Origin of the sequence: Thalassolituus sp. UBA2009, assembly GCF_002335285.1 — a bacterium.
Classification (GTDB): domain Bacteria; phylum Pseudomonadota; class Gammaproteobacteria; order Pseudomonadales; family Oceanobacteraceae; genus Venatoribacter; species Venatoribacter alkanivorans.
This window is the reverse complement of sequence record NZ_DDCJ01000028.1, coordinates 842-11,128: the sequence shown is the minus strand read 5'-3', so window position 1 is coordinate 11,128 and position 10,287 is coordinate 842. Positions and strand designations below refer to the sequence as shown.

Genomic DNA, 10,287 nt, shown 5'->3' with positions numbered 1-10,287 from the left:
ATATATGCAAAGCTGGCGGAATTTAAATTATTTCCAGGTGCTATCTTGCAAAGCGATACTTTTCTTTACTTGTCTTATACCGGATATGGGGTTTGTCCCGTTTTTACGGAAAGCCTGAGATTGCTGGTTCGGTACTCAAATAAAGCCGACCGTTAAAGCGAACTGTTGATAGCCGACTTTTGACAGCCGACTAATGTGTCATGGTATACAGCGTCAGGGCTGTTTAGTCTGTCAGTCAAACAGAGGAGAGTATTATGATTCAGCATCCGGCGGGCATTATGCAGATCGACGCCGATTACGTCGCGCACGGTCTGGCCAGTGTCTACTTAATCCGTCAGGGGGATCGTCTGGCGTTAATTGAAACCGGCACTGCCCATACGGTGCCGCATGTGCTGGCGGCGATTGCCGAACTGGGGTTAACGCCTGAGCATCTCGACTGGATTATTCTTACCCATATTCATCTCGATCATGCCGCTGGTGCCGGGGCGTTAATGGCACAATGCCCGAACGCCAAACTGGTGGTTCATCCGCGCGGTGCGGCGCATATTATTAACCCGGCAAAACTCGAAGCCGGCACCATGGCGGTGTACGGCGAAGAAAATTACCGCAAATTATACGGTGCGTTAATTCCGGTGAGCGCAGAGCGGGTGGTTGAGGCGGCCGAGGGTTTTACGCTGAATTTTAATGGCCGTACCTTTACCTTTTTCGATACGCCGGGACACGCGCTGCACCATGTGTGCATTCACGATTCGCTGAGCAATGCGCTGTTCAGTGGCGACACCTTTGGTGTGTCATATCGTATTTTTGATACCGAAGAGGGTGATGTGCTGTTGTTTGTGACCACCACGCCGGTGCATTTTGATCCGCAGGCGATGCGTGCCAGTATTGAGCGGATTGCTGCGCTGGAACCTGCGGCGGTGTATCTCACCCATTACGGCCCGGTTGCTGCTGATGAGGCTAATGTGGCGCAACTGCTGGCGTCGCTGGATGCCTTTGTGGCTATCGCTGAATCCGAAAAAGAGCAAAAAGAAGGGCGGGTTGAACGTATGGCCGCTGCCATTCTTGACTGGCTGATGGACCGTGCGCGAGAGCTGAATCCGGCGCTGGATGACGCCCTCCGCTGGCGCTGGCTGGCGACTGATGCCCGGCTTAATGCGCAGGGGCTTGAGGTCTGGCTCAGCCGTCAGGAAGCCTTATCGTGATCAGCTTTCTGCCTCAACTTTCCGTCATTAACTCTTCGCCATCAACTCTCAGGCATTAACCTTCTGCTATGAGTCTGACGCGGTATAAGCGCGACTGCAGGTGACTGGTGTCACTTGCAGTCTGGTTTATCTGTGTTGCTGTTTCTGACAGATAAATTCTATTGGCTGTGCTGTCATGGCGCAGACTTAATTCTGTTATTTTCTATTAACTTTACTGTCATTAAACTCTTTTAGTGTCATGGGCTTTCTGCCACCAAGGACAGCCCGATCCATGAAACCGACCCGTACACCTTTTCTCCGTCTGGCCCTGTATTCTGCCGTTGCTCTGGGGCTCTCGGCCTGTGGTTCTGACGATGACAACAGCGACAATAGCAACAGCGGCAATACAGATGCTGCTGGCAAGGCTGCTACCGTTATCCTGCGGGTAATGGAAACCACCGACCTGCACGCCAATATCATGAATTTCAACTACTACCAGAACGCGCAGGACGACACGGTCGGTCTGGTGAAAACGGCGTCGCTGATCAATGCCGCCCGTGCAGAAGTGAAAAACAGTGTACTGGTGGATAACGGTGATTTACTGCAGGGCAGCCCGCTGGGTGATTATGTTGCCAAGGTTAAGGGGCTGAATACCAATGAGGTTCACCCGATTTATAAAGCGATGAACCTGCTCGATTATGACGTGGCGAACATCGGTAACCATGAGTTTAACTATGGTTTGCCTTTCTTGAAAGAAGCACTGGACGATGCCGGTTTTCCTTATATCTCCGCCAACGTTTTCTTTGATGATGCCGACAACGACAGCACGAACGATATTCCTTACTTTAAGCCTTATGTGCTGCAGGATAAGCAGGTGCTGGACAGCGAAGGTCTGGCTCATACTCTGACCATTGGCTATATCGGTTTTGTGCCGCCACAGATTCTGCAGTGGGATAAAAACAATCTGGAAACGCGGGTAATTGCCAAAGACATCGTCGATATGGCCAGGCACTATGTTCCGCAAATGAAGCAGGAAGGTGCCGATATTATTATTGCCATCGCGCACTCCGGTATTACCACCGAGGCCCGTAGCGGCGGCGAAGAAAACGCCAGCCTTTATTTGTCGCAGGTTGAAGGTATTGACGCCATTATGTTCGGCCATGCGCATCGTAATTTCCCGGGTGACAGCGGTTACGATAACGTTGCCGGTATCGATAATGTTAAAGGAACATTAAACGGTATTCCGGCGGTTATGCCTGGTTACTGGGGGAAATATCTGGGTTATATCGACATGACGCTGGCGCTGAATACGGATGGCCAATGGCAGGTAAGCGACAGCCAGTCGACCCTTAAACCCATTTCGCAGAGCAATCCGGACCGCTCTGTTACCTCGTTGGTGGCGAATCATGCCGGCATTGAAGCGGCGGTCGCGGCGGATCATGCCGATGTACGTCAGTGGGTGAGTGAGCCTTTTGCCAAAATCTCGGCACCGGTAAACAGCTTTTTTGCGCTGGTGCAGGATGATCCGTCTATTCAGGTCGTCACCGATGCCCAGACCTGGTACGTGGAATCGATTGTTGCGGGTACGGAATATGCCAGCCTGCCAATTCTGTCGGTCGGTGCGCCGTTCCGTGCCGGACGTGGTGGTGCCGATGATTTTACCGATCTGAGTGCGGGTAATGTGTCATACGGTAATGTGGCCGACCTGTATATTTATCCGAACACGCTGAAGGTGATGAAGCTCACCGGTGCGGACGTTAAAGAATGGCTGGAAATGTCAGCCGGTCAGTTTAATACCATCGTGCCTGGCAGCTCAGGTTCTGAACTGATTAATGCCAGTTTCCCAAGTTATAACTTTGATGTGATTGACGGCATTACCTACGAGATTGATGTCAGTCAGGAAGCGCGTTACGACGTGTCCGGTAATCTGATTGACGCGGCGCACAACCGTATTAAAAATGTCCGTTATAACAATGCCGCTATTGTCGATACCGATGAATTTCTGGTGGTCACCAACAATTACCGTGCCGGTGGTGGTGGTCATTTCCCTGGTGTCAGCAGCGATAAAATTGTAATTGATGCACCGAACGAAAACCGTCAGACCGTTGCCGATTATCTGATCGCCATGACCGAACAGAATCCGGTAACGGGTTTTGATCCATCCGCTGATAATAACTGGTCGTTTACCTCGCTGAGCAATACCAGCGTGGTGTTCAGAAGTTCGGCAAAAGACTCGGCAAAAGCCTTTGCTGCCGGTAACGCCGCTGTTACTTATAACAGCACTGATGCCGATGGTTTTGGTGTTTACAATATTAATCTGCAATAAGTTTTATCGGCGAATTAAAAACGGGAGCCAGCGGCTCCCGTTTTTTATTGCAGGCGAGCGTTCGTCAGGAAAAATTATCCCAGTAGGGCATGTCGCCGTAATAATCGCTGATAAAGTCGAGAAAACTACGCACCTTGCCGGATAATAACTGGCGGTGCGCATACACCGCATACAGGCCGATGGCTTCAGGTTCTGAGCCTTGTAAAATCACCTGCAGTTTTCCTTCCCGGATCGCCGGCCCGGCAATAAAGGTGGGCTGTACCACAATGCCCGCACCGGCAATGGCTGCCTGGGTTAATACATCACCGTTATTTGCCTGAAAGGCGCTGTTAAGCTGGCCGCTTAAACCGGCCCCGGGCACCAGAATGGTTTCTTCCGTGGCGTAGCTGTAATGCAGATAACGATGGTCTTTCAGCTCTGCGCGGCTTTGTGGGGTTCCGTACTGTTTTAAATATTCCGGCGAGGCGCAGGTCACCAGTCTTATTGGTGCGATGCGTCGGGCAATGAGTGACGAGCTTTGCAGGCGGCCGATGCGCAGGGCAATATCGAAACCTTCTTCAATAATATCCACCTTGCGGTCGTTCAGTTGCAGATCGATGCGCACATCCGGCCATTGCGCCTGAAATTCGGTGAGCGGTTTTGCCAGATGGCTGATGGCAAAGGATACCGGCGCGCTGATGCGTAATACGCCGCGCGCTGTGTTCTGCAGCTCGCCGAGCTGATTTTCCAGATCATCCATATCGGCCAGTATCTGCTGCGCGCGCTGAAAACAGGCGCTGCCGGCCTCGGTAATGCTGACCTGACGGGTGGTGCGGTTAAGCAGGCGGGTATTCAGATGCGCTTCCAGTTGCGACACGTATTTGCTGACCAGCTGCGGGCTCAGATCAAGCCGTTTGGCGGCGCGGGCAAAGGAACCCTCGCTGACTACGGCAACAAAGGCTTTCAGGCTGTCGATGCGATCCATTGTTTATCTTCATTTTGTTGATAATTAAACAATGATAGCGATATTTATCGCCAAAATGAAAACAACTACAGTGGATTCAAGCAGTGAGGAATTCCCCTCAGCCCAAACACATTACGTCGGGAGCACATTATGAACACTCAACTTATTCAACGCGTACTGAACACCAATGCAGGTCTGGCCGCACTGGCCCTGCGTATTCCGGTTGGCCTGATTCTGGCCGCTCACGGTTCGCAAAAGCTGTTCGCCTGGTTTGGTGGTTACGGTCTGGAAGGCACCGGACAATGGATGGCCAGTATCGGTCTGGAACCGGGTTACCTGATGGCCTTACTGGCTGGCAGTGCCGAGTTCTTCGGTGGTCTGGCGCTGGTCTTCGGTCTGCTTACCCGTCCGGCGGCAGTGGTCAGTGCTTTTACCATGCTGATCGCGATCTTCAGTGTGCATATCAGCAATGGCCTGTTTATGAGCAATAACGGCTACGAATACGCGCTGACGCTTTTTGCAGTAACCGTTGCGCTGGCGATTCAGGGCGGTGGTGCACTGTCGGTTGACCGTGTGCTGGCGGAGCGTCTGCGCTGAGTTTAATGCATTCTCAAGCCCGCTTTGGCGGGCTTTCTTTTTCAGATAATCGTGCGGCGGGAGGTCGTTATGTTAGTGAATGGTGTGTGGACTGCCGACTGGCAGCCGGTGCAGGCAAAAGATGAAGACGGGCGTTTTATCCGTCAGACATCGTCATTCCGCCACTGGATCACCGCCGATGGCAGTGCCGGGCCAACGGGTGATGGCGGCTTTAAGGCGGAGGCCGGGCGTTACCATCTGTACGTGGCTTATATCTGCCCCTGGGCATCACGTACGCTGATGGTGCGTGAGTTAAAACAACTGCAGGAACTGATCAGCGTCAGTGTGGTGAATCCGGTATTGACGGAGCAGGGCTGGGCCTTTGGTGGTTATCCGGGTGCCGATACCGATGAGCTTAACGGCGCACAGTATATGCATGAACTGTACAGCCGTGCTGACAGCCAGTTTACCGGGCGGGCCACGGTGCCGGTGTTGTGGGATAAAAAGACCGGCACCATCGTGAATAATGAGTCGGCTGATATTTTGCGTATGCTGAACAGTGCTTTTGATCATCTGACCGGTAATACGCTGAATCTGTATCCGCAGGCGCTGGCGGGGACAATCGATGAGTTGAATGCGCGCATTTACACAGAGCTTAATAACGGCGTCTATCAGGCCGGTTTTGCCTCATCGCAGGCAGCTTATGAAGAAGCGTATCTGCGTGTGTTCGCGATGCTGGATGAGCTGGAAAGTCAGTTGTCTGATGGCAGGGCGTATTTATTGGGTGATGTTTTAACAGAAACCGATATCCGCACTTTTGTGACACTGGTGCGCTTTGATGCGGCCTATCACGGTCTGTTTAAGTGCAACCGTAATACGCTGCGCAGTATGAAGGCTTTACAAAGCTATATGCAGCGTATTGCTGCCTTACCGGCCGTGGCGGCAACGGTGAATATTGAGCATATCAAGGCGGGTTACTATTCGGTTAAAGCACTTAACCCATCGGGTATTGTGCCGCTGGGGCCGGACAGTATTCTGAACTGATCGAAAAATAAACGTTGACAGGGTGGGGGATAGGTATAGACTGCCCCCAGCTTGTTAGTTCGTCCTTATATTTATGGTCACCGCTTGATGTCCGCCCCGCAATGTTGTCTCAGTCTCTGAGCAATCTGCAGAAGCTCTTCATCCTGTTTTGTTTTTCATAAGTTATTTGTACATCTTCCAGCATACCGGCCATCTGGCCATCCAACTTTTGAAAAAACAGGAATATTGATTATGTCTAATCAAATCACCGGCACTGTAAAATGGTTTAACGAAGCTAAAGGTTTTGGTTTCATCGAACAGGAAAACGGTCCAGACGTTTTCGCTCACTTCAAAGCGATCACTGGTACTGGTTTCAAAACTCTGGCTGAAGGCCAGAAAGTTAAGTTTACTGTTACTCAGGGCCAGAAAGGTCCTCAGGCAGAAGACATTATCCCTCTGTAAGTATTTGTCTTTATCTGTCCGACGGGACGATAAAGAATTAAATATCTGAGAGAAAAAAAGCGAACCTTAGGTTCGCTTTTTTTGTGCCTGAATATTTTTAAAAAATAACGTTGTTTATCAGTCGTCGCCTTCTTCTGCTTCTTTCAGGCGTGCGCGGCGTGCTTCTTCTTCAGCCAGTACGGCTTTGATTTCATCCAGTACGGTAGCCACATCGGCACTTTCTTCACTGTCGGCAAATTCGCCGCTGAGTTCGGTGTCGGGCAGTAATTCGCCTTCTTCGTATAATGCCCACATTTCCTGCGCATAACGTGTACCGCTTAATTGCGGCGCATACTGTGCGTAGTAATTGGTCATATTGTCGACGTCGCGCTGCAGCATACTGCGGGCATGGTTATTGGCGGCGGCATCCACGGCCTGCGGCAGGTCGATAATCACCGGACCGTAATCGTCTACCAGAACGTTAAATTCGGATAAATCACCGTGTACCAGACCTTCGACCAGCATTAATTTAACGTAATGCATGACTTCGTAATGATCTTCCAACGCCTGCTCTTCGCTCATTGCGACGTCGTTCAGGCGTGGTGCTACGTTACCGGCCTCATCCGTGACCAGTTCCATTAACAGTACGCCGTCGAAACAGCCATAGGGCGCAGGAACCCGTACGCCGGCGCGGGCCAGACGATACAGCGCTTCTACTTCGGCGTTGTGCCAGGCATCTTCCTGCTGTTTGCGACCAAATTTTGAGCCTTTCTCCATGGCGCGCTGACGCCTTGAATTACGGACTTTACGGCCTTCCTGATACTGCACAGCCTGTTTGAAGCTGCGTTTATCAGCTTCTTTATACACTTTGGCACAGCGGATTTCGTCGCCACAGCGTACTACGTAAACAGAAGCTTCCTTGCCACTCATCAGCGGGCGGATGACTTCGTCGATCAGACCATCATCCACCAGGGGTTGTAATCGTTTTGGTATTTTCATCGGCGTGTTATACCCCAGATAAGGGGCAGATGGAATCGGTGGGAGCCGCAGCATCCACCGCTCAGCAGGATGCTAAGCGGTTGATGCTGCTGGAGTTTCAGGCCAGAACTTCGAAGGTTAGGTCGGCTTTTTCCTGCAAACGCTGGATAAAACGCTCGTCAAACATGGAGGCCGGAGTCCAGAAGCCGCCTTCGCGATCGCACTTTTTCCCGTCGCGGTAAAAATCAAGCGCCAGCCCGCTGGCCGCCTGGCCCAGTACTTTGGCGGTGGAGCCATAACCCGGGTCACCTTTGCCTTTTACGCGGGTAATGATGGTCTGACCATCGTCGCTGCGGCCGATAAAGCGGATATCAAAATAGCCTTCCTGCTGCTGTTTTGGTGTCGGGCCTTCACCGGGCTTGGGCAGTACGTATTTTTCCAGCAGCCAGCGGCTGGGCTTTAACGCCGCACCGATCATAAAGGTGCCCATACCACCAACCAGTGCCGCCGCCAGTGCATAGCCTTTGGCGCCGCCGCCGGTAAGCATGGCTTCGTCGTACATAAAGTTGTCGCCATAGAGTTTGTTGCGCAGGGCGTTGGAGCGGTGCACCACGCGGGTATTAATGGCGGCCATAATAAAAGGCACAGACCAGCTGAGCAGGTCGGTGTCTTTTTCAACACCTTTCTGGTTGATCTGGCGGGCGCGGAAACCGTGCTCCGGCGGACAAAGGGAATAGGGGTTCGCCAGTTCTTTACGCAGTGCCGGATCGGCCATCACTTCTTTGGTGAGCTGGATAATACTGGCCACGGTACCACCGGACATACCGCCTTTGGCGGCTTTTACGCGCATTTTAATGCGGCTGGCGGTTTTGCCGTTCCAGGCCTTTTGCGCTTCGGCCTGCAGAAAGTAGACGCCCATATCGGAAGGCACTGAGTCGAAGCCACAGCAATGCACAATGCGTGCGCCGGAGGCTTTGGCGCTGGCTTCGTATTTTTCCAGCATGCGTTTGATCCACTGTGGCTCGCCGGTTAAATCGCAGTAGTCGGTGCCGCTTTCAGCGCAGGCTTTGACCAGCGGTTCGCCATACAGGGCGTAAGGGCCAACGGTGGAGACAATGACATTGGTCTGTTCGCACAGGGCGCGCACCTGCTCATCGCGCGCAGCATCGGCCAGCAGAATCGGCAGGTGTTTGGCCTCGTCTCCCAGTACCGGCACCAGGCTGCCGCGCACCGATTGCAGTTTGCTTTCTGAACGGCCGGCAATGGCCCATTTCAGTTCGCCATTAAGGCCGTAGGTTTCCGCCAGATAGCGGGTCAGAATCTGGCCGACAAAACTGGTGGCGCCAAATACAATCAGATCGAAATGAGGTGTGGCCGTATCAGGGCTGGTGGCTGTCATAGCTGGGCTCCTTGTTATTTTCTTTTGGGCTGCTGCGTTAGGGTCGATAAACCCTGCTAACGGCAACGCTTTTTATTATCAGAAGCAGGCAAGTTACCTGTAAAAGCGGGGGAATGTAAGGGCTGGGAAGACCGCTGAAGGTGGCATCCGGGTCAGGATGCGTTTGGTGATTGTATATATGAAAAAACATATATATGATTTTCCAGATATTTCTGCTGGTAAGAGTCGTGAACCCGTTAACCCTGTTCAAGTGTCTGAATGATGAAACCCGGCTGGTGATGGTGCTGTTGTTGCAACAGCATGGCGAGCTGTGTGTGTGCGATTTAATGGCGGCGCTGGAAGAAAGTCAGCCGAAAATTTCCCGCCATCTGGCGCAATTACGCACGGCGCAATTACTCAGCAGTGAAAAACGCGGCCAGTGGGTGTATTACCGTCTGCATCCGCAACTGCCGCTATGGGCCGGGGAGGTGATCGCCACCACGCTGGCGGCTAATCATGATTTTATTGCCCCTTACGTCAAACGCTGCAGTGCCCTGACTGCTGCAAATTCGTCTTCCTGTTGCTGAGCCTATCCGGATATTTTTATGAAATTGCTATTTGTTTGTACCCATAACCGCTGCCGCAGCATTCTGGCGGAAGCCATTTGCCGCGCAGAAAGTGGCGGCGTTTTCGAGGTGCGCAGCGCCGGCAGTCAGCCGGCGGGTGTGGTGTATCCGGGTACGCTGAATTTTCTGCAGCAGCAGGGAATCCGCAGCGATGATCTGCGCAGCCAGAGCTGGGATGACTTTGCAGATTTCGCCCCGGATGTGGTGATTACCGTCTGCGACAGTGCCGCCGGAGAGGCCTGCCCACTGTGGATGGGCAACAGCATCAAAGTGCACTGGGGATTACCCGATCCGTCAAAATTGCCGGAGGCCGAACAGAGCGCGGCGTTTAATCAGGTTGCGGCTGTTTTACGTGAGCGTATTCGTGCGCTCAGCGCAATCGACTGGTCGGATAAAACAGCGGCCGATATTCAGCATTTATTTCAGCAGCAGAGCGGAGTCTGAATTATGGGTATTTTTGAACGTTTTTTAACCCTGTGGGTAGGCGCCGGCATGGTATTGGGTGTGGTGCTTGGGCTGTTATTGCCTGATCTGTTTGCCAGTATTGCGGCGCTGGAAGTGGCGCGGGTAAATCTGGTGGTAGCGGTGTTAATCTGGCTGATGATTTATCCGATGATGATTCAGATTGATTTTTCGGCTATTAAAAATGTCGGTAAAAAGCCACAGGGATTGCTGCTGACGCTGGTGATTAACTGGCTGATTAAACCATTCAGCATGGCCTTGCTGGGCTGGTTATTTTTTAAAGTCTTTTTCGCCGGGCTGGTCGATGCCCAGACCGCCAGTGAATACATTGCCGGGATGATTCTGCTCGGCGT

Annotated in this window: 10 protein-coding genes and 1 pseudogene; 8 read left to right on the top strand and 3 right to left on the bottom strand. The window is 52.3% G+C overall.

Features of this window, described 5'->3' with window-relative positions; translation table 11 throughout:
* Positions 1–254: 254 nt before the first annotated feature.
* Entirely contained in the window at positions 255–1,202 is a 948-nt protein-coding gene (locus B3P58_RS03260) for an MBL fold metallo-hydrolase (protein ID WP_286716062.1), read from the top strand.
* Positions 1,203–1,473: 271 nt separating this feature from the next.
* Entirely contained in the window at positions 1,474–3,507 is a 2,034-nt protein-coding gene (locus tag B3P58_RS03255; RefSeq protein ID WP_286716061.1) for a bifunctional 2',3'-cyclic-nucleotide 2'-phosphodiesterase/3'-nucleotidase, read from the top strand.
* Between the two features lie 64 nt (positions 3,508–3,571).
* Here B3P58_RS03255 and B3P58_RS03250 read toward each other — a convergent pair whose 3' ends face one another.
* Positions 3,572–4,471 carry a LysR family transcriptional regulator gene (locus tag B3P58_RS03250; RefSeq protein WP_286716060.1) on the bottom strand — a complete coding sequence of 300 codons (900 nt, stop codon included), beginning with the start codon at positions 4,469–4,471 and terminating at the stop codon, positions 3,572–3,574.
* 129 nt (positions 4,472–4,600) lie between these two features.
* On the opposite strand from B3P58_RS03250, the gene B3P58_RS03245 reads away from it, so the two are divergent.
* The 3 genes from B3P58_RS03245 (at position 4,601) to B3P58_RS03235 (ending at position 6,511) form a co-directional block, all read left to right on the top strand.
* Positions 4,601–5,047, top strand: coding sequence for a DoxX family protein (locus B3P58_RS03245; protein WP_225690602.1), 447 nt, complete (start codon positions 4,601–4,603; stop codon positions 5,045–5,047).
* 69 nt (positions 5,048–5,116) lie between these two features.
* On the top strand, positions 5,117–6,070 hold the full coding sequence (locus B3P58_RS03240) for a glutathione S-transferase family protein (RefSeq protein ID WP_286716058.1): 954 nt from the start codon (positions 5,117–5,119) through the stop codon (positions 6,068–6,070).
* A gap of 231 nt (positions 6,071–6,301) precedes the next feature.
* Positions 6,302–6,511 carry a cold-shock protein gene (locus tag B3P58_RS03235; protein ID WP_145468155.1) on the top strand — a complete coding sequence of 70 codons (210 nt, stop codon included), beginning with the start codon at positions 6,302–6,304 and terminating at the stop codon, positions 6,509–6,511.
* A 117-nt stretch (positions 6,512–6,628) separates the two neighbouring features.
* Here B3P58_RS03235 and B3P58_RS03230 read toward each other — a convergent pair whose 3' ends face one another.
* Positions 6,629–7,489, bottom strand: coding sequence for a PA4780 family RIO1-like protein kinase (locus tag B3P58_RS03230; protein WP_145468157.1), 861 nt, complete (start codon positions 7,487–7,489; stop codon positions 6,629–6,631).
* A 97-nt stretch (positions 7,490–7,586) separates the two neighbouring features.
* Positions 7,587–8,867, bottom strand: a complete 1,281-nt coding sequence (locus B3P58_RS03225) for a saccharopine dehydrogenase family protein (protein WP_145468159.1) — start codon at positions 8,865–8,867, stop codon at positions 7,587–7,589.
* Between the two features lie 227 nt (positions 8,868–9,094).
* On the opposite strand from B3P58_RS03225, the gene B3P58_RS03220 reads away from it, so the two are divergent.
* The 3 genes and pseudogenes from B3P58_RS03220 to B3P58_RS03210 all read left to right on the top strand — a co-directional run.
* Positions 9,095–9,433, top strand: a complete 339-nt coding sequence (locus B3P58_RS03220; RefSeq protein ID WP_349676557.1) for a metalloregulator ArsR/SmtB family transcription factor — start codon at positions 9,095–9,097, stop codon at positions 9,431–9,433.
* A gap of 18 nt (positions 9,434–9,451) precedes the next feature.
* Entirely contained in the window at positions 9,452–9,916 is a 465-nt protein-coding gene (locus tag B3P58_RS03215) for an arsenate reductase ArsC (protein ID WP_286716055.1), read from the top strand.
* 3 nt (positions 9,917–9,919) lie between these two features.
* Positions 9,920–10,287, top strand: a pseudogene (locus B3P58_RS03210) (arsenic resistance protein); the annotation flags it as partial.

Excerpts from the sequence above, each read along its gene's own strand:
- B3P58_RS03260 (WP_286716062.1), top strand. The coding sequence starts at position 255 with ATGATTCAGCATCCGGCGGGCATTATGCAGATCGACGCCGATTACGTC.
- B3P58_RS03255 (WP_286716061.1), top strand. The coding sequence starts at position 1,474 with ATGAAACCGACCCGTACACCTTTTCTCCGTCTGGCCCTGTATTCTGCC.
- B3P58_RS03250 (WP_286716060.1), bottom strand. The coding sequence starts at position 4,471 with ATGGATCGCATCGACAGCCTGAAAGCCTTTGTTGCCGTAGTCAGCGAG.
- B3P58_RS03245 (WP_225690602.1), top strand. The coding sequence starts at position 4,601 with ATGAACACTCAACTTATTCAACGCGTACTGAACACCAATGCAGGTCTG.
- B3P58_RS03240 (WP_286716058.1), top strand. The coding sequence starts at position 5,117 with ATGTTAGTGAATGGTGTGTGGACTGCCGACTGGCAGCCGGTGCAGGCA.
- B3P58_RS03235 (WP_145468155.1), top strand. The coding sequence starts at position 6,302 with ATGTCTAATCAAATCACCGGCACTGTAAAATGGTTTAACGAAGCTAAA.
- B3P58_RS03230 (WP_145468157.1), bottom strand. The coding sequence starts at position 7,489 with ATGAAAATACCAAAACGATTACAACCCCTGGTGGATGATGGTCTGATC.
- B3P58_RS03225 (WP_145468159.1), bottom strand. The coding sequence starts at position 8,867 with ATGACAGCCACCAGCCCTGATACGGCCACACCTCATTTCGATCTGATT.
- B3P58_RS03215 (WP_286716055.1), top strand. The coding sequence starts at position 9,452 with ATGAAATTGCTATTTGTTTGTACCCATAACCGCTGCCGCAGCATTCTG.